Origin of the sequence: Faecalimonas sp. (assembly GCA_029264305.1) — a bacterium.
In the GTDB taxonomy this organism is placed as follows: Bacteria; Bacillota; Clostridia; order Lachnospirales; family Lachnospiraceae; genus Faecalimonas.
The window spans coordinates 17168-37046 of sequence record JARICA010000020.1; the positions used below are offsets into that span (position 1 = coordinate 17168).

Annotated in this window: 21 protein-coding genes and 1 riboswitch; of the genes, 19 read left to right on the forward strand and 2 right to left on the reverse strand. The window is 35.7% G+C overall.

Features of this window, described 5'->3' with window-relative positions; genetic code table 11:
* Positions 1 to 32 precede the first annotated feature (32 nt).
* From ACY2U7_RS06820 to ACY2U7_RS06830, 3 genes are read left to right on the forward strand one after another with little or no spacing between them, the layout of a single operon-like run.
* A complete protein-coding gene (locus tag ACY2U7_RS06820; protein WP_461816103.1) occupies positions 33 to 809 on the forward strand; it encodes a shikimate kinase in 777 nt (258 codons plus the stop codon).
* A gap of 57 nt (positions 810 to 866) precedes the next feature.
* Positions 867 to 1436 carry a Maf family protein gene (locus tag ACY2U7_RS06825; RefSeq protein ID WP_461811972.1) on the forward strand — a complete coding sequence of 190 codons (570 nt, stop codon included), beginning with the start codon at positions 867 to 869 and terminating at the stop codon, positions 1434 to 1436.
* 17 nt (positions 1437 to 1453) lie between these two features.
* Entirely contained in the window at positions 1454 to 2113 is a 660-nt protein-coding gene (locus ACY2U7_RS06830; RefSeq protein WP_461811971.1) for an HAD family hydrolase, read from the forward strand.
* Positions 2114 to 2154: 41 nt separating this feature from the next.
* Here ACY2U7_RS06830 and ACY2U7_RS06835 read toward each other — a convergent pair whose 3' ends face one another.
* Positions 2155 to 3054: an NAD(P)-dependent oxidoreductase gene (locus tag ACY2U7_RS06835; protein WP_461816104.1), complete on the reverse strand. Its 900-nt coding sequence runs from the start codon at positions 3052 to 3054 to the stop codon at positions 2155 to 2157.
* 3 nt (positions 3055 to 3057) lie between these two features.
* Complete coding sequence (locus tag ACY2U7_RS06840) at positions 3058 to 3918, reverse strand: class I SAM-dependent methyltransferase (RefSeq protein ID WP_461816105.1); 861 nt, start codon at positions 3916 to 3918, stop codon at positions 3058 to 3060.
* Positions 3919 to 4073: 155 nt separating this feature from the next.
* On the opposite strand from ACY2U7_RS06840, the gene yedF reads away from it, so the two are divergent.
* The 16 genes from yedF to grdA all read left to right on the forward strand — a co-directional run bounded on the left by yedF (position 4074) and on the right by grdA (position 19718).
* Positions 4074 to 4676, forward strand: coding sequence for a sulfurtransferase-like selenium metabolism protein YedF (gene yedF, locus ACY2U7_RS06845; protein ID WP_461811968.1), 603 nt, complete (start codon positions 4074 to 4076; stop codon positions 4674 to 4676).
* 24 nt (positions 4677 to 4700) lie between these two features.
* Entirely contained in the window at positions 4701 to 5741 is a 1041-nt protein-coding gene (gene selD, locus ACY2U7_RS06850; protein ID WP_461811967.1) for a selenide, water dikinase SelD, read from the forward strand.
* 12 nt (positions 5742 to 5753) lie between these two features.
* Entirely contained in the window at positions 5754 to 7166 is a 1413-nt protein-coding gene (gene selA / locus ACY2U7_RS06855) for an L-seryl-tRNA(Sec) selenium transferase (protein ID WP_461816106.1), read from the forward strand.
* 29 nt (positions 7167 to 7195) lie between these two features.
* On the forward strand, positions 7196 to 9109 hold the full coding sequence (gene selB / locus ACY2U7_RS06860) for a selenocysteine-specific translation elongation factor (RefSeq protein WP_461816107.1): 1914 nt from the start codon (positions 7196 to 7198) through the stop codon (positions 9107 to 9109).
* Entirely contained in the window at positions 9109 to 10008 is a 900-nt protein-coding gene (locus ACY2U7_RS06865; protein WP_461811964.1) for a selenium metabolism-associated LysR family transcriptional regulator, read from the forward strand. The genes selB and ACY2U7_RS06865 overlap by 1 nt, the downstream gene beginning before the upstream one ends.
* A gap of 125 nt (positions 10009 to 10133) precedes the next feature.
* Entirely contained in the window at positions 10134 to 11273 is a 1140-nt protein-coding gene (locus tag ACY2U7_RS06870) for an aminotransferase class V-fold PLP-dependent enzyme (RefSeq protein ID WP_461816108.1), read from the forward strand.
* Between the two features lie 12 nt (positions 11274 to 11285).
* Positions 11286 to 12383 (forward strand): YedE family putative selenium transporter, encoded by a 1098-nt coding sequence (gene yedE, locus ACY2U7_RS06875; protein WP_461811962.1) that lies wholly within the window; start codon positions 11286 to 11288, stop codon positions 12381 to 12383.
* Between the two features lie 43 nt (positions 12384 to 12426).
* Positions 12427 to 12630 carry a sulfurtransferase TusA family protein gene (locus ACY2U7_RS06880; protein WP_461811961.1) on the forward strand — a complete coding sequence of 68 codons (204 nt, stop codon included), beginning with the start codon at positions 12427 to 12429 and terminating at the stop codon, positions 12628 to 12630.
* Between the two features lies 1 nt (position 12631).
* Entirely contained in the window at positions 12632 to 12868 is a 237-nt protein-coding gene (locus ACY2U7_RS06885) for a putative Se/S carrier protein (RefSeq protein ID WP_461811960.1), read from the forward strand.
* 238 nt (positions 12869 to 13106) lie between these two features.
* A complete protein-coding gene (locus ACY2U7_RS06890; protein WP_461816109.1) occupies positions 13107 to 14504 on the forward strand; it encodes an alanine/glycine:cation symporter family protein in 1398 nt (465 codons plus the stop codon).
* 26 nt (positions 14505 to 14530) lie between these two features.
* Positions 14531 to 14630: riboswitch (glycine riboswitch) on the forward strand.
* Positions 14631 to 14655: 25 nt separating this feature from the next.
* Positions 14656 to 15132, forward strand: a complete 477-nt coding sequence (locus tag ACY2U7_RS06895) for a GrdX family protein (protein WP_461816110.1) — start codon at positions 14656 to 14658, stop codon at positions 15130 to 15132.
* A gap of 66 nt (positions 15133 to 15198) precedes the next feature.
* Positions 15199 to 16482, forward strand: coding sequence for a glycine/sarcosine/betaine reductase component B subunit (locus ACY2U7_RS06900; RefSeq protein ID WP_461811957.1), 1284 nt, complete (start codon positions 15199 to 15201; stop codon positions 16480 to 16482).
* Between the two features lie 19 nt (positions 16483 to 16501).
* Complete coding sequence (gene grdB / locus ACY2U7_RS06905; protein ID WP_461811956.1) at positions 16502 to 17806, forward strand: glycine reductase complex selenoprotein B; 1305 nt, start codon at positions 16502 to 16504, stop codon at positions 17804 to 17806.
* 24 nt (positions 17807 to 17830) lie between these two features.
* Positions 17831 to 18778 carry a thioredoxin-disulfide reductase gene (gene trxB, locus ACY2U7_RS06910; RefSeq protein ID WP_461811955.1) on the forward strand — a complete coding sequence of 316 codons (948 nt, stop codon included), beginning with the start codon at positions 17831 to 17833 and terminating at the stop codon, positions 18776 to 18778.
* Between the two features lie 22 nt (positions 18779 to 18800).
* Positions 18801 to 19118, forward strand: coding sequence for a thioredoxin TrxA (trxA, locus tag ACY2U7_RS06915; protein WP_461811954.1), 318 nt, complete (start codon positions 18801 to 18803; stop codon positions 19116 to 19118).
* Between the two features lie 126 nt (positions 19119 to 19244).
* Positions 19245 to 19718, forward strand: a complete 474-nt coding sequence (grdA, locus tag ACY2U7_RS06920; protein WP_084667656.1) for a glycine/sarcosine/betaine reductase complex selenoprotein A — start codon at positions 19245 to 19247, stop codon at positions 19716 to 19718.
* Positions 19719 to 19879 lie beyond the last annotated feature (161 nt).

Sequence of the window (19879 nt, forward strand, 5' to 3'; positions counted from 1 at the left end):
ACAATTTCCATGAAAGAGGAAGGAAAAGAAGTATGAACGATTTGGAACTTTACAGAGAGCAAATAACATTGTGTGATGAAAAAATAATCGAAGATTTAACAGAAAGAAATAACATTTTTGAAAAAATGTTAGAATATAAGGAAGAGCATGGTATGCTAATTTTACAGCCAATGCAAAGAGAAAAACGTTTGAAAAGATTAGAAGAAAAATTAGAAGGAAATCCATATAAAGAAGAAATTTTAGATGTGTTTCAACGTATTGCGTGGAATGGCAAACGAGTTCAGGGGAAAAAATTATTTCCACAAAATCTTATTTTAATAGGTTTTATGGGGACGGGAAAAACAACATTAGCGAACTATTTAGGTGAACGATTTGCTATGGATGTAGTGGAAATGGATGCTGAGATTGAAACACAATTAGGGATGTCTATTGAAAAAATATTTTCTGAATATGGAGAAGATTATTTTCGTCAATTAGAAACAGAACTTCTTGAACAATTACAAGTCAAAGAACATGTTGTAATCTCGTGTGGAGGAGGAGTTGTTCTTCGAGAAGAAAATATTGAAAAGTTAAAAAAGCAGGGAAAAGTAGTTCTTCTTACAGCCTCTCCAGAAGAAATTTTAGATAGGATTAGAGAAGATAAGGGGCGTCCATTGTTAGAGGGAAAGAAAAATACAGAATGGATTAGTCAAATGTTAGAAGAACGCGAAGAGAAATATAAAAAGACTGCAGATGTTATAGTGAATACAGATAAGAAAACAATACTTCAAATTTGTGAAGAGATGATTCGAAAATTAGAAGAAATATAAAATGTTGAAACACCTGCGATTGCAGGTGTTTTTTGTATAAATAATAGGAGGAAAAAAATGAAAAAGATAATTTTAGCATCGGCTTCTCCAAGAAGAAAAGAAATTTTGGAGCAGATAGGAATGCAGTTTGAAATTTTAGTTAGTGATTGTGAGGAAAATTACGAGAGTGATAAACCAGAAGAGATTGTAAAAGAGTTGTCGCTTTTAAAGGCGAATCATGTATCTGAACTGGTGGAGAAAAAGGATGTCATTGTGCTAGGTGCGGATACAATTGTTGCTCATGAAGAAAAAGTATTGGGAAAACCTAAAAATAGAACAGAGGCTTTTGAAATGATTCAGAGTATACAAGGGAAAATGCATAAAGTTTATACAGGGGTGGCCATTTTATGTTATGATGAGAATGGTTATAAGAAAACAATAAATAATGCAGTGGAAACAAAAGTATTTGTCTATCCAATGAGTGAAAAGGAAATAAACAATTATTTAGATACAGGAGAATATGTGGATAAGGCTGGAGCATATGCGATTCAAGGGAAATTTGCACCATTTATAGAAAAAATCGAAGGAGATTATTATAATGTAGTGGGATTACCAGTTTCCTATATTTACCAGTCAATAAAATTCTAGAGAAAGAGGGTGGATGTATGATAAAAGCATTATTATTTGATATGGACGGATTGATTTTTGACTCTGAAAAAGTAGTGCAACGTTCTTGGAATATGGCAGGAAATACTCTTGGATATGGTGATATAGGTAATCATATTTATAATACCCTTGGAATGAATGCAAAAAGTAGAGGAGAATATTTTAAGGAGGTATTTGGGGAAGAATTTCCAAATAATCAGTTTAGAGATTTGGCGAGGGAAAATTTTTATACTATTGTAGAACAAGAAGGTTTAGCAGTTAAACCAGGGGCAAGAGAATTGATTCGTTATGCGAAACAAGTAGGACAACGTACGGCCGTTGTTAGTTCGTCGAGAAGACCATATGTCGAAGAGATGTTTAAAAAAGCTGGACTGTACGAATATTTCGATACATTTATTTGTGGAGATATGGTGAAAAAATCTAAGCCAGATCCAGAAATTTATGAAAAAGCCTGCAAACAATTAGGAGTAAAACCGGAGTGTTGTGTTGCTTTTGAAGATGCACCAGCAGGTGTAGAATCTGCAGCTGCAGCCGGAGTGTATGTGATTATGGTTCCAGATTTAGTTCAACCAGATCAAAGTATACGTAATAAAACATGGATGGTTATAGATACATTAGATGAGGCAATTGATATATTAAGAAGAGAAGCTAGAGAGTAAAAAAGAGGAGAAACTTTTGGATGGTTTCTCCTCTTTTTTGCTTATTGCTTAAGATATTGTTCCATATTATCAAGAACTTTTTGATTTAATCTTTCTACAGCTTGTTTTGTCATTCCAGCAGATTGCTTTGCACAGTGAACATTTGGTTGTGAAAGGAAATGGTCATTTCCAATTGCCATGAGAGTATCACAATAATAATGATTCTCAGGATGAGAAAGCCATTTTTCCATTGCATCCACATCGAAAGAAGGGCTAAGTGCTGTGTTGAAAATAATTTTGTGATTGCCTAGAATTTTTAGCTCTTCTTCGTGAAGAAGAGTAATGTTTTTACTTAAACAGCAACAAATGACATCACATTCTTTAAGAAGAGCGTGTAAATCATTGTAACGAATTCCTTTTTTTTCTATAGTATCTTTTCTTGTGCGGCTATAATAGGAAACGTGTGAACCAAAGAATTGAAGCGCATTCGCTACAATTTGTCCAGTTGTCCCCATACCAAGAACGCCAACTTTTAAATTTGTTAATTCTGCTGGTTCGTCAAAGAAGGGGTTTTTTCCGTGAAATCCATGTAATATTTCTACCAATTCTCCAATGACATATTCAGCAACACCATTATCACCGTAATCACGAATACCTGTTACAGTAATATTGTGTTCTCGCGCATAGCGAATATCTACACTTGCGCTCTCTTCTGAATAAAGACTGCAACACATACCGATATATTCTAGATTTGGACAAGCAGATAAAATTTCTGCTGTGATAAAAGTGGTATAACTAACTAAAAGGCAGTCAGCATCTCCGATACGATTGATGATTTCTTCTGTGGAAGATGGGATGTCATCAAATAAAACAAGTTGTTCACAGTGTGTGCGTAATTTCTCTTTCCCAAATGGGAGCATATTAATAGGCTCAATTGCCACAATTTTATTGAATTTTTTCATTTTTTAATTCCTTTCCCAACGACCAGATGCACCACATGGAAGGACGAGTCCGTTACTTGAAACAGGAAGTCCGATTTCTTGTGCTTCTACAAAGCCATTAAATTTTTTTAATTCAGTTGCAAGCATATAAGTAAGTACAGAAGGTGCAAGTCCTGTTGTATACGAGTTGATTAAGAAGAAAAGAGGATCATCGGATAAAATCTGTGTACAGAGTTTAATTAACGGATGAATAGCGTCTTCAATTTTCCAAATTTCTCCTTTAGGGCCTCTTCCATAAGAAGGCGGATCCATGATAATCGCATCATAGTGATTTCCTCTTCGAATTTCTCTTTCAACAAACTTGACACAGTCGTCTACAAGCCAGCGAATAGGAGCATCTTTCAATCCTGAAGAAACAGCATTTTCTTTTGCCCAGGCAACCATACCTTTCGAAGCATCTACATGGGTAACGTTTGCACCTGCACTTGCTGCTGCAAGTGTAGCACCACCCGTGTAAGCAAATAAGTTTAATACTTTAATAGGGCGTCCGGCATTTCTAATTTTCTCTGAGAACCAATCCCAGTTTGTGGCTTGTTCAGGGAAAAGGCCAGTATGTTTAAAACTGAATGGTTTTAGGTTAAATGTCAAATCTTTATAATGGATTTGCCATTGTTCAGGTAAATCAAAAAATTCCCATTCACCGCCTCCTTTTTTACTACGATGGTAATGCCCATTCATTTTTCGCCAGCCCTTATTTATCTTAGGGGTGTCCCATATCACTTGTGGGTCAGGTCTAACGAGGAGATAATTTCCCCAACGTTCTAGTTTTTCTCCATTAGAGGAGTCTATTACTTCATAATCTTTCCAACCATCTGCTATCCACATAATATTAAAATCCTTTCGTAACAATTTCATTTCATATGCAACTATTATAGCAAGAATTAAAGGGGAAGTATAGATATTTTTAGGTTTACCTTTTTAGAGGGGAGTGATAAAATACTTTTATCAGTGTAGAAGGAAAAAGAAGAGGTGATAGAAGAATGATTAAATTAAATGCAATGGGAGATGCTTGTCCTATACCAGTAATCAAAACAAAAAAAGTTATGCAGGAAGTGACTGGGCCAGAAGTAATAGAAGTGTCTGTTGATAATGAGATTGCAGTGCAGAATGTAACGAAAATGGCTTCGTCCTTAGGTGGAGTAATTAGTTCAGAGAAAGTAACGGAACAGGAATATAAAGTGACAATTGAAATGAATGGCGCATTAAAAGAAGAAGTAAACCAAGCTGACTTCGATGAAATAAAAGAAGAGAATATGGTTATTGTTGTTTCTTCAGACCGCATGGGAAGTGGGAACGATGAATTAGGGAAAGTCCTTATTAAGGGATTTATTTTTGCGGTGACACAACTCGATACACTTCCAAAGACGATGTTGTTTTATAATGGAGGGGCTACACTTACAGCAGCAGGTTCGGATTGCCTTGAAGATTTAAAATATCTTGAAGAGCAAGGAGTAGAAATTTTAACTTGTGGAACTTGTTTGAATTATTATAATTTGACAGAACAATTAGAAGTTGGTTCTGTGACAAATATGTATACAATTGTAGAGAAGATGACAACAGCAACAAAAATTGTACAACCATAACAATAAAGGGAAGGGAGAAGATAGATGAATTCGAATATGAAATTAACACAGATGACAAAGACGGCAGGGTGAGCAGCTAAAATAGGTCCAGAGACCCTTGCTCAAGTTTTGAGTAAGTTACCTAAATTTCAAGATGATAATTTGTTGGTAGGAATTGAAACTTCAGATGATGCTGCTATTTACAAGGTAACAGATGACATTGCTCTTATTCAGACAGTCGATTTCTTCACCCCAATAGTAGATGATCCCTATATGTTTGGACAAATTGCAGCAGCCAATTCATTAAGTGATGTATATGCGATGGGAGGAGAACCTAAAATTGCATTAAATATTGTGGGATTTCCAAATTGTCTTGATCCATCAATACTTGGAGAAATATTAGCAGGTGGTGCTGATAAGGTAAAGGAAGCTGGGGCAATTTTAGTCGGCGGACATTCTGTCCAAGACGATGAACCTAAATATGGCTTATGTGTATCTGGGTTTGTACATCCTGATAAAATTTTTAAAAATTATGGCTGTAAGCCAGGGGATGTTCTTATTTTAACAAAACAAATTGGAAACGGAATCATTAATACGGCAATAAAAGCAGAGATGGCTTCAGAGAAGGCGATTAAAGAAGTTACTATTGCAATGGCGTCTTTAAATAAAAAGGCAAAAGAGGTTGTAGAAACCCATCATGTAAATGCATGTACAGATATTACAGGATTCGGACTTTTAGGACATTGTGTTGAAATGGCTGTAGCAAGCGATGTAACATTTGAAATACATGTTAAAGACATTGCTTATTTTGAAGATGCTATTTCTTATGCAAAAATGGGACTTGTACCAGCTGGAGCTTATAAGAATAGAGGATATTCAGGAGAGCAGGTTGATTTGTCACAAGTAGAAGAACATTATGTAGATTTATTATATGATCCACAGACATCAGGGGGCCTCTTGCTTAGCGTTCCTCCAGAAGAAGTGGAAAGTATTATGAAAGAATTTGAAGAAAAGAAAATGGATACAAAAGTATCAATTATCGGAAAGGTAGTAGAAAAAGACGAAAAACTGATACGTCTTTGTTAGCAGGAAGGAACAATGAACAAAAATCTTTTATATCGCAATATACCTAAAGTGGATATCCTTTTAGAAGAGAAAAAGATACAGGAATTAATTAATATTTATGGAAGAGAGATGGTTGTAGAAACCATTCGTGAAGAATTGGATTTACTCCGAGAATATATTAAAGAATGCGAAGAAGAAGAAAGTGCTTTGGCTCGTATAAACACTCTTATAGAAAATATAGAAAAACATATTATTCAAATAAACACGCCAGATATAAAAAGTGTAATTAACGGTACAGGAACAATTTTACATACAAATTTAGGACGAGCACCAATTGGTTTGAAACATATGCAGTATATAGCAGAAATTGCAACAGGATATTCTAATTTGGAATATAATTTAGAAGAAGGAAGACGTGGAGAAAGATATTCGCATTTTGAACAACTACTTTGTAAGATTACAGGTGCAGAAGCTGCGATGGCAGTAAATAATAATGCAGCTGCAGTAATGCTTATTTTAAGTACATTGGGAAAAGGAAAAGAAATTGTCGTATCAAGAGGCGAATTAGTAGAAATCGGAGGAAAGTTTCGTGTCCCAGATGTAATGGAGCAAAGTGGGGCAGTTCTTGTAGAAGTAGGGACAACGAATAAAACACATTTTTCTGACTACGAGAAAGCCATTACAGAGGAAACAGGCGCTTTACTGAAGGTACACACAAGTAATTATCGAATTGTAGGTTTTACAGAGACGGTTCCAATAGAGGAACTTGTTCCACTTGGTAAGCAATATCATCTTCCAATTATAGAGGATTTGGGAAGTGGAGTACTCATTGATTTAAGTAAATACGGATTGGCATATGAGCCAACAGTGCAGGATTCAATTCGTCATGGTGCTGATGTTGTGTGTTTTAGCGGGGATAAGTTACTAGGGGGAGCACAAGCGGGAATTATTGTCGGAAAGAAAGAATACATTGATCGGATGAAGAAAAATCAGATGACAAGAGCTCTTCGTATAGATAAATTTACAGCAACTACTTTGGATGTGATTTTACATGAATATCTTTCCGAAGAAAAGGCTATTAAGAATATTCCTGCGTTACATATGATTACAGAATCATTGGAAGAGGTAACGAAAAGGGCGAAATCTTTACAGAGAATGTTGCGGAAAATGAATTTGGATGCGGAAATTGCATTGGAAAAATGTGAATCACAGATAGGTGGAGGATCTCTTCCACTTGAACGGATTGCAAGTATGGCGGTTACAATAAAACCACTTCATATTACAACAGCAGAACTAGAAGAAAGAATGCGCCATTTACCAATTCCAATTATTCCACGCACAATGAACGATAAAATTGTACTAGATGTTCGTACAATTGAACAAAGATTTTTCAAGACAATTGCGAAACAATTAAAAGAATCGAATATTTTTGAAGAAAAAGCCTAATAGAAGGCGATAAGAAAGGCTAAACGGATATGAAAAATATCATTATTGGAACAGCGGGGCATATAGATCATGGGAAAACAACGTTGATAAAGGCTCTGACGGGAAGAAACACAGATCGTTGGGAAGAAGAACAAAGAAGAGGAATTACCATTGATTTGGGATTTACTTATTTTGATTTGAAAAGTGGAGATAGAGTTGGGATTATTGATGTCCCAGGACATGAGAAGTTCATCAATAACATGGTAGCAGGTGTTGTTGGAATGGACTTAGTTATGCTTGTAGTGGCCGCAGATGAAGGGATTATGCCACAAACAAGAGAACACATGGATATTTTAGGTGAATTAGGCATTGAAAAAAGCATACTTGTATTGAATAAGTGTGATTTGGTGGATGAAGAATGGCTTGAACTTGTGGAGGAAGAAATTCAGGAAGAATTACAAGGAACTTTTCTTGAAAAAGCACCAGTTGTAAAAGTTTCAGCGGCAACAGGTCAGGGAATTCCAGAATTAATTGAAACAATAGAACGATTAACTTCGGATGAAGTTGTGGAGAAAGATATATATACGATTCCTCGACTTCCAGTGGATCGTGTATTTTCGATATCGGGATTTGGGACGATTATTACGGGGACGCTTCTTGCAGGAACAATATGTAAGGAAGATACTTTACAGATGTATCCAATAGGAAAAGAATGTAAAATTAGAAGTATTCAAGTACATGGAGAAAATGTAGATAAGTGTTATGCGGGACAGCGTGTGGCAATCAATATTTCTAATATGAAAAAGAATGAGATACATAGAGGTTGTGTTCTTGCGCCACCGAATAATATGAAAAATACAATGCTGTTGGATGTGAAAATGAATATATTACCATCTTCTATGCGTATTTTAACAAATCACACAAGATTGCATTTATTTACAGGGACAAGTGAAATTTTATGTCGAGCAGTATTGCTTGATAAAGAGGAGATTGGTCCAGGAGAAAGTGGATATGTACAACTTAGACTAGAGGAAGAAATTGCCCTTAGAAGAGGGGATAAATTTATTGTTCGTTTTTATTCACCTATGGAAACCATTGGTGGAGGTGTTGTTATTGAACCAAACCCGACGAAGAAAAAACGTTTCCAAGAAGATGTGATCGAAGAGTTAAGACGAAAAGAATCTGGTTCTACAGAAGATATTATCGAAATGCATATTCGAAATAGTAAAGATGAGATGCTTACTGTAGGAGAATTGGCAAAAATGACAGCACTATCTTTGGATGAAGTGAAAAAAGATGTGGAAACTTTGCAAGCCAAGGGAATTATTAAAGTTTTTCATATGAAAAAAGATAGTTATACTTGGCACAAAGAAAATGATCAAGCGTTGCAAAATCAAATGATAAAAACATTACAAGAATATCATGCGATACATTTGTATCGTTATGGGATGCAAAAAGCAGAAATCCATATGACTTTTCTTAAAAAAGTGAAGCCAAATGTATTTGATTTATATTTAGAAAGTCTTGTGGCGGAAGGTGTGATGAAAAGAAAAAATGAGTTTTTGAGCCTTCCACAGCATGAAATTGCGAAAGATTATGTATATCAGCAAGTGGAAGAAAAACTGTTAGATACATTTGAAAAAGCAAAGCTCGATTTTCCAAAAGTTTCCGAAGTGGATTTTGGCACGGTACCATTTGATGTGGTGGAAGATATTCTTTTACTTCTTGTGGAAGAAAAAAAGATTATTAAATTAGGAGAAGAATTGTATACGCTTACGACTTACATAGAACATTCAAAAGAGATTATCTGTTCGTTGCTTAAAGAAAAAAATTTAATCACGATGGCAGAAATTAGAGATGCTTTGGAAACAAGCAGAAAAAATGCTAAATTAATTGTAGAATATATGGACAGTATAAAAATAACAAAGCGAAATGGAACAGAAAGTGAAAGGGTAGCATACTAATGAATTTAAAACAATTGGAGGCATTTGTATATGTTGCGGAAAAGCAAAGTTTTTCTAAAGCGGCTAAAGAGTTGTATTTAACTCAACCAACAGTTAGTGCACATATATCTTCTCTAGAAAAAGAATTGAATGCACGTTTATTTGTTAGAAACACAAAAGAAGTAAAACTTTCTGTTGAAGGAAAAAAACTTTATGAATGTGCAAAAAAAATGGTGTGCATAGAAAAAGAAATTGAAGATATATTTTTCTGTGAAGAAAAAAGAAAAAATTGTATTACAATATCTGCTTCCACCATACCTGCCCAGTATTTGCTTCCGAAAATAATTGCTAAATTTAATGATAAATATCCAAAAGAACAGTTTGAAATAAGAGAAACAGATAGTACTCATGTTGTGGAAGAAGTTATTAATCGAAAAACAGACATAGGATTTACAGGAACTATATTAGATAAAAAACAATGTAGATATTTACCATTTTATGAAGATGAATTAATTGTAATCACACCAAATAAAGAACATTTTAGAACTTTAAAAAATGCTGGTAATTATGCTGAATGGATTCAAGAAGAACCGATTATTATGAGAGAAGAAGGTTCTGGAACAAGAAAAGAAGCAGAAAAGCAATTGAAAAAAAGAGGAATTCATGTAGGAGAATTGAATATCGTTGCTAGTATTGAAAACCAAGAAACGATTAAATGTTTAGTCGAAAACGGAATGGGGATATCGATTATTTCTAAATTAGCAGCCAAAAGAGAAATAGAATCTGGAAAACTTTTAGGATTTCCTTTAACCAAAGGAGAAAATATTAGAAATATTTATGTAGTATATAACAAGGATATTAAATTATCCCATGTGATAGAAAAATTTATAAAAATGGTTAAAGAAATATATAGTAATTAAAACAAAGCAGTGTGCTTATAGAAAAAAACTATAAGTATACTGCTTTTATTATAGTTTTCGATTAGACTAGGATTTAGAGCAGAGGTATAATAAAAACAACAACGGAAGAGAAGAGGGACAAAAATATGATATATATGGATAATGCGGCAACAACCATGCACAAACCACAAGAAGTTCTCGATGCGGTTGTACGGGCGATGAATTCTATGGGGAATGCAGGAAGAGGAGCACACAGTGCTTCATTGGATGCGTCTAGAACAATTTATGGAACAAGAGAAATTTTGTCACAATTTTTTGGAGCGGAAAGTCCGAAACAAATTGTATTTACGAGTAATTCTACAGAGAGTTTAAATATTGCAATTAAAGGCTTCTTACAACCAAAAGATCATGTAATAACAACGCAGATGGAACATAATTCAGTATTAAGACCGTTGTATGAGATGGAGGAAAAAGGAATTGAATTAACTATACTTTCGGCTGATAAAACGGGAATGATTCGTTATGAAGATTTTGAAAAAGAAATCAAACCAAATACGAAAGCGATAGTGTGTACGCATGCGTCTAATTTAACAGGAAATATGCTTGATATAAAAAGAATAGGGAAAATAGCAAAAAAGCATGGGGTACGATTTATTGTAGATGCATCTCAGACAGCAGGTGTTTATCCGATTAATGTGCAAGAGATGGGAATTGATATTCTTTGTTTTACAGGTCATAAAGGATTGCTAGGACCGCAGGGGACAGGTGGGATGTATGTTAGAAGTGGAATAAATTTGAAGCCATTGAAATGTGGTGGAAGTGGAGTGGATACATATAATATACATCATCCACAGGAAATGCCTACGGCTTTGGAGGCTGGAACACTAAATGGACATGGAATAGCTGGACTTGGAGCAGGTGTTTCTTATATACAAAAAATAGGTATGGAAACAATTCGAGATAAAGAACTTGCGTTGATGTGGAAATTCTATTATGGAGTGAAGGATATACAAAATATAAAAGTATATGGGGATTTTAGTACAAATAAGAGGTGTCCAATCGTAACATTAAACATTGGAGAATATGATTCCTCTGAAGTAAGTGATGAACTGCTTATGACATATAATATTTCTACAAGACCAGGTGCACATTGTGCACCACTTATGCATAAGGCACTTGGAACCGTAGAACAAGGCGCAGTTAGATTTAGTTTTTCTCATTATAATACAGAGGAAGAAATTGCAATTGCAATTCGGGCGATTGAAGAATTAGCACAAGAAGAGTAAGGGGGAAAGAAAATGAATTTATCAGATTCGAAAGTGAAATTAGGTATCGCAGGGATTATCTGTGGAATTGTAGCGGTCATCTTAGCTGCGACAGGAAATCCAGGAAACATGGCTATTTGTGTTGCGTGTTTTATTCGTGATACGGCAGGAGCATTAGGAATGCATCAGGCGGCAGTTGTACAATATGTAAGGCCAGAAATTATTGGTATTGTATTAGGAGCATTTGTGATTTCTGTAATAACAAAAGAATATCGTTCCACGGCAGGTTCCTCACCGATGATTCGTTTTTTGCTTGGGATAATGATTATGATTGGATCGTTATTGTTTTTAGGTTGTCCACTGCGTATGGTAATTCGTATGTCATCTGGTGATTTAAATGCATATGTAGCTTTAATTGGTTTTGTTGGAGGAATTATTACAGGCTCTATAGCACTGAAAAAAGGATTTAGTTTAGGAAGATCCCATGAAACGAATAAAACAAGTGGAGTGGTTTTACCTTTTCTTTTAGTTGGACTGTTGTTACTCGTTTTGTTTCAATCTACATTATTACATAGTAGTCAAACTGGACCGGGGAGCATGCATGCACCAATTTGGATTGCTTTAGTAGGGGGGCTTGTATTTGGAATATTTGCACAAAAATCTAGGATGTGCTTTGCAGGAAGCATTCGAGATATTTATTTGATGAAAAACTTTGATTTGTTTACAGTAATTGCAGGGGTATTTGGTGTTATGCTTATTTATAATGTGGTAACGGGTAATTTTACGTTTAGTTTTACTGGAAATCCTGTAGCACATTCGCAACATATATGGAATATTCTTGGAATGTATATTGTAGGATTTGCAGCGACACTTGCAGGAGGATGTCCTTTAAGACAACTTGTTTTAGCAGGACAAGGATCTTCGGATGCAGCAATTACAGTAGTTGGACTTTTTGTTGGGGCAGCACTTTGTCATAATTTGAAGTTGGCATCAGTAGCGGCTGTTCCTGCAACAAAACAGACATCTGCTGTGTTGGGAGGACCAACTGTAGAAGGGAAAGTGGCAGCGATTATTTGTATTGTGGTATTGTTTATAATTGCCTTTGTTGGAAATAAGAGAAAAACAAACTAGAAATAAAAAGAAAAATATGATACGCTAAGAAAGAAGGAAAAATATGAAAGAAGTAGATGCAAGAGGACTTTCTTGTCCAGAACCAATTATGTTGACAGCGGAAGCGTTAAAAATAGTCAAAGGTCCTGTTAAAGTGTTGGTGAGTGAACCACATCAAAAGACAAATGTAGAAAAATACGCAAAAGATCACGGAAAGAAAGCAGTTTCTACAGAGAAAGGCTCGGAATTCGAAATTGTAATTGAGTAAAATGAGAAAAAAAGAATTAAAATTAGTTGTAACATTTCATACAACAGCAGATGCGATGGCGATGGAAAAATCATGTAAGAAATATCAAGTGTCAGGAAGATTGATTCCTGTTCCGAGAAGCATTTCAGCAGGTTGTGGATTATCGTGGTGTACAGAATTAACAGAATTAAATCACGTGAAAAATGTAATGAAAGAAGTAGGAATTGAAGAGGAAGAAATTCACGAATGTATGGTGTGAGTAAGACGAAAGAAGAGGACTGAAGAGTCCTCTTTTTTTGCCTATGTGCAAAGTGCATAAATATAGAAAAAATCTATAATAGCAAATGCTATAAAATGGCTTTTAGACAAAAAGATTATGAAAAAATTAACAAAAAAAATTGGATTTATGCAAATTTATTGAAGTTTTTATCAAAATGCAGTATTATAAATAGCATAAACAATGTCTGTTAAGGACATTTATAAGAGGAGGGATTTGTTTGGATTTAAACAAAATTGTATTGGCGATTCAGGGCGTACTTGCAGATAAGATTCTTATCGTTGCGCTCGTAGGTACAGGTTTATGGTTTACTTTCAACCTCGGCTTCATTCAAGTTAGAGGATTTGGTGAAGGCTGGAAGCGAACGTTTGGCGGTTTGTTTAAGAAGAGCGGAAAAGCCGGCAAAGAAGGAATGTCATCTTTCCAAGCATTGGCGACAGCCATTGCGGCACAGGTTGGTACAGGTAACCTTGCTGGTGCAGCAACAGCGATTGCCATGGGTGGTCCTGGAGCAATCTTTTGGATGTGGCTCAGTGCTTTCTTAGGAATGGCTACTATTTATGCCGAAGCATTAATGGCTCAGAAGTACAAACAAGTCGGTGATGACGGTGTTATAACAGGGGGACCTGTTTATTACATCAGAGCAGCATTTAAAGGAACATTCGGAAAGATTCTCGCAGGAATTTTTGCAGTACTTATTGTATTTGCATTAGGTTTCATGGGTAATGCCGTACAGTCAAACTCTATTAGCGATGCATTTGGAACAGCGTTTGGCGTTAATCCTTGGATTATTGGTGTTATCGTAGCGGCGATTGCTATGTTTGTGTTTGTTGGAGGTATTTCAAGAATTGCTTCCCTTACAGAAAAGATTGTTCCAATCATGGCTGGATTTTATATTCTTGGAGCATTGATTGTTATCATTGCAAATGGTAATATGATTCCAAAAGCATTCCATGATATTTTTGTTGGTGCATTTAGTCCACAAGCACTTGCAGGTGGTGTGGCAGGATGGACAGTACAAAAGGCAATGGCTCGAGGCATTGGACGAGGTTTGTTCTCTAACGAAGCTGGTATGGGTTCTACACCACACGCACATGCAGTTGCTAAAGTAGATCATCCAGTAGAACAAGGTTTTGTAGCAATGATGGGTGTATTTATTGATACATTTGTTGTTCTTACATTAACAGCTCTTGTAATTCTTACAAGTGGCATGGTTGGAAAAATTGACCCTCTTACAAAAGCAGCATATACAGGAACTGCTTTAACGCAAGTAGGCTTCTCAAGCGTATTTGGAAAAGGTGGAGAGATTTTCATTGCAATATGTATGTTCTTCTTCGCATTTTCAACAATCATCGGATGGTATTTCTTCGGTGAAGCAAATATCAAGTACTTATTCGGAAGCAAAGCTGTAAAAGTTTATGCAGTAATCGTAGCAGCATGTATTATTGTTGGTTCAGCACAAAAAGTTGATCTTGTATGGAACATGGCAGATTGTTTCAACAGTGCGATGGTAATTCCGAACGTTATTGGTTTATGGGCATTGAGTGGAATGGTTAAGAAAGTACATAACGATTATTTCCAAAACTTTAAACCAAATCAGATGAAAAAGAAAAAATAGAATAACGAAGATTTAGAAAAATGGGAAGATGTTTTTTGTGAGAGAGTCAAATGACCGCCGAAGATGCAAGCCTAACAAGCGTCAGTGTTGGGTGAAACTTTCAGGCAAAAGGAGCAAAAAGCGGACCATGCTCTGAACCGAGTGTTATATAATGACACTGGAACAGGTGGGACGGCTTAAAGGCAATAAAGGAAGTATTGCGTTAAACCGTCCCATTTTTATCAAAAGACAGACGGGTGAAAACATGAAAGCAAATTTTATTATTTTAACAAACAATCCTCTTATAGTAGAAAAGTTAGGACGAGAATACACAGTAGAATATGAAGATATTTCTTATGAAGATACATTAAAAAAAGTTCGAGATTATATTTATAAAGGGCATGAACTTTTGACACATCCACTTTCTGGAAGTGTTAAACCGAATGAAACGCCGTACAAATCTATTATGATTTCTGAAAAAATTCAAGGTTTGAACCAAAATTCGGTAAAAATTATAGAACAGGCTATTCAAGCCTGTGGCAAATTTGAATTCAAATCAGATAAATATGCAGAAGATGTATATGATGATTTCCAATATATTGATTATACACTGATTAGCAGTGCATTGCCGTCTGCAACGGCATGGTAAAAAGGTACTCTGGCACGCAAAAGTGCTTAAAGTAATATAAACACAAATCAAAGGAGGTAATTTACAGTGAGAAGATTAGAATTAGGGCACATTAACATTAAAGATATTCAATTTGGTCCGGAATCAAAAATTGAAGACGGAGTGCTTTATGTTGATGAAGAGGCTGTAAAAGCAATCGTTCTTGAGGACGAAAAAATCAAAAGTTGTAAATTAGATATTGCAAGACCAGGTGAAAGTGTAAGAATTACACCTGTTAAAGATGTTATTGAACCACGAGTTAAAGTTGAAGGAAGAGGCGGAGTATTCCCAGGAGTAATCAACAAAGTAGATACAGTTGGTGAAGGAAAAACATATGCATTGAAAGGAATGGCTGTTGTAACAGCAGGTAAAATTGTAGGATTCCAAGAAGGTATTATTGATATGACAGGTCCTGGAGCTGATTACACACCTTTCTCAAAATTAAACAATTTAGTTGTTGTTTGTGAACCAGTTGACGGATTAAAACAACATGATTATGAACCAGCTGTAAGATTTGCTGGATTTAGAGTTGCAGTATATCTTGGAGAATTAGCACGTGAATTAACACCAGATTCAACAGAAGTATTTGAAACATATGGAATCATGGAAGGCGCTGAAAAATTACCTGGGCTTCCAAGAGTTGCGTATGTACAGATGTTACAATCACAGGGGTTATTACATGACACATATGTATACGGAGTTGATGCAAAGAAAACATTATCTACAATGATGACACCAACAGAAGTTATGGATGGTGCAATTGTATCAGGTAACTGTGTATCTGCTTGTGATAAAAATCCAACATATGTTCATGAAAACAATCCAGTTGTACACGATTTGTTTGCAGAACACGGAAAAACACTTAACTTTGTAGCACACATTTTAACAAATGAAAATGTATATTTGGCTGATAAACAACGTTCATCTGATTGGACAGCAAAATTATGCCGTTTATTAGATCTTGATGGTGTTGTTGTATCTCAAGAAGGATTTGGTAATCCAGATACAGACCTTATCATGAACTGTAAGAAAATCGAAGCAGAAGGAATTAAGACTGTTATTATCACTGACGAATATGCTGGACGTGATGGTAAGTCACAATCATTAGCAGATGCAGATGTAGCAGCAGATGCAGTGGTAACAGGCGGAAATGCTAATCAGGTAATTGTTCTTCCAAAACTTGACAAAGTTATCGGAACATTAGATTATGTAAATACAATTGCCGGAGGTAATGAACACAGTTTGCATGACGACGGAACAATTGAAGTTGAAATTCAAGCAATTACCGGAGCAACAAATGAAACAGGTTTCGGTTACTTAAGTGCAAGATAGGGAAGGAGGAAAATAGATAATGATTAAAGTAGTACATTATATCAATCAATTCTTCGCTAATATTGGTGGAGAAGAAATGGCTCATATTCCTGCAGAACTTCATAAAGGAGAAGTAATGGGACCGGGCCTTGCATTTAAAGCAAGTTTTAAAGATGAAGCAGAAATCACAGCAACAATCGTATGTGGTGACTCATGGTTTAATGAAAACCTTGAAGAAGCAAAGAAAACAATTTTGGAATGGGTAAAAGAAGAAAATCCAGATGTATTCGTTGCGGGACCAGCCTTTAATGCTGGACGTTATGGTGTGGCTTGTGGTACAATCGCAGAGGCGGTTCAAGAAGAATTGGGAATTCCAGCTGTAACAGGTATGTATGAAGAAAATCCTGGTGCTGATATGTTTAAAAATAAAGTATACACAGTACCTACAAAAAATAGTGCAGCAGGCATGAGAGCAGCAGTTGCAGATATGGCACCTTTAGCATTAAAATTAGCAAAAGGCGAAGCGATTGGTGCATCTTGCCAAGATCATTATATGCCAAATGGTGTTCGTGTAAACTTCTTTGAAGAAAAACGTGGTTCAAGACGTGCGGTAGATATGTTGTTAAAGAAATTGGCAGACAAACCATTTACAACAGAATATCCAATGCCTGCATTTGATAGAGTTCCACCAATGCCTCCAATTAAAGATTTATCTAAAGCAACAATTGCTTTGGTAACATCAGGTGGTATTGTTCCAAAAGGAAATCCAGATCATATTGAAAGTTCAAACGCTTCTCACTATGGTGAATATGATATTACAGGAGTTATGGATTTGACAGAAGACACATATGAAACAGCACACGGTGGATATGATCCAGTATATGCTAATGAAGATGCTGACCGTGTATTGCCAGTAGATGTTCTTCGTGATATGGAAAAAGAAGGAGTAATTGGAAAATTACACAATAAATTCTATACAACAGTTGGTAACGGAACAGCAGTTGCCTCTGCAAAAGCATTTTCAGAAGAATTTGCACAGAAACTTATTGATGATGGAGTAGATGCAGTTATTTTAACTTCTACTTGAGGTACTTGTACACGTTGCGGCGCAACGATGGTAAAAGGTGTAGAAGGTGCTGGACTTCCAGTAGTTCATGTGTGTACAGTAACTCCTATCTCAATGACAGTTGGAGCAAACAGAATTGTTCCTGCAGTAGCAATTCCGCATCCACTTGGAAATCCTGCTTTAGAAGCAGATGAAGAAAAGAAATTGCGTAGAAATTTAGTTGAAAAAGCACTTCATGCATTGACAGTAGAAGTTGATGATCAAACAATCTTTGAATAATAATAGCTAGAAGGAGAGAACGTTATGAGCAAGATCTATGACGTAATTATCCTTGGTGCAGGACCTGCTGGATTAGCAGCAGGTCTGTACGCAGGGAGAGCCCGTATGTCTACATTAATTGTAGAAAAAGGAAAAGATGGCGGACAGATTGCAATCACTGATGAGATTGAGAACTATCCAGGACAGATTGTAGAAGGAGAATCAGGTCCATCTTTAATTGAAAGAATGACAAAACAGTGTGAAAAATTCGGTGTAGACCGAGTTACTGATGTAATCAATGATGTGGTTCTTGAAGGTGATGTAAAGAAATTAATTAGTGCAAAAGGTGAATATTGTGGTAAAACACTTATCATTGCTACTGGTGCATTTTCAAGACCAATTGGTTGTAAAGGTGAAAAAGAATTCATGGGTAAAGGAGTTTCTTACTGTGCTACTTGTGATGCAAACTTCTTTGAAGATTTTGAAGTATATGTTGTAGGTGGTGGAGATTCCGCTGTTGAAGAAGCAATGTATTTAACAAAATTTGCAAGAAAAGTTACAATCATCCATAGAAGAGATGAACTTCGTGCAGCAAAATCTATTCAAGAAAAAGCATTTAAGAATCCTAAACTTCACTTTATGTGGGATACAGTTGTAGAGGAAGTGAACGGAGATGGTATTCTTTCAGAAATGACAGTAAAAAATGTTAAAACGGGAGAATTAACAAAGATTGAAGCGGATGAAGATGATGGAATGTTTGGAGTATTCGGATTTATTGGAACATTACCAAGTACAAAACTTTTTGAAGGAAAAGGTCTTGAATTAGACGAAAGAGGATATATTCCTACAGATGAAAATATGCATACAAATATTCCAGGAGTATTTGCAGCGGGAGATGTTCGTGTGAAGAGTCTTCGTCAGGTAGTAACAGCAGCAGCAGATGGTGCTATTGCTACAACTCAATGTGAAAAATATATTAACGAAATGGAATAATTTCTTGAAGGAGGACAAACCAATGTTAGATTTGGATAAAACAACATTTCAACCAGAAGTATTAGAAGCAGAAGGATACGTTTTCGTAGATTTTTACGGAGATGGATGTGTTCCATGCCAGGCTTTGATGCCATTTGTTCATGAAATGGCTGAAAAATATGGAGATAAGTTAAAATTCACATCTCTTAATACAACAAAAGCACGTCGTGTTGCTATTGGACAGAAAGTTTTAGGACTTCCTGTTATGGCTATTTACAAAGATGGCGAAAAAATTGAAGAAGTAGTAAAAGATGATGCTACACAAGAAAATATTGAAGCAATGATTCAAAAATATATTTAGTTTGTATTTTTGAAGAAAAATATGTATACTTAATATGCGTATAAAGCGAAAAGCTTTTGCGGAAATGTGAAAACATTTCAACTATAAATAATACTAAAAATAAATGGAAAGGAAGGAGAAGAAGCCATGGCAATTTTAGATGGTAAAAAAGTAATCATCATCGGCGACCGTGATGGTGTACCAGGACCTGCTATTGCTGAATGTGTTAAGACAGCTGGCGGAGAAGTAGTTTTTTCTTCAACTGAATGCTTTGTCTGAACGAGCGCAGGTGCAATGGATCTTGAGAATCAAAAACGTGTTAAAGACTTTGCAGATGAATTTGGTGCAGAGAATTTAGTAGTTATCGTTGGAGCAGCAGAAGGAGAAGCAGCAGGATTAGCTGCTGAAACAGTTACTGCAGGAGACCCAACATTCGCAGGACCATTGACTGGGGTCGAGTTAGGACTCACGGTATATCATGTATGTGAACCAGAATTGAAAGAAGAATTCGATGAAGCAGTTTACGATGAGCAGGTAGGTATGATGGAAATGGTACTTGATGTTGATGATATCGTAAGCGAGATGTCATCTATTCGTGAACAATTTTGTAAATATTTATAGAAGATAAGTATTTATAGCGAAAATCTGATTTGATTTTGGGTTTTCTACAGGCGATGAAGTAAATGCTTACTTCATCGCCTTTTATTGTATGAAGCAAGTTTATTATTTTTAGTATAGATAAAACAATATTTAAACATCTAAAAGAAAGGTGGAACCTTCAA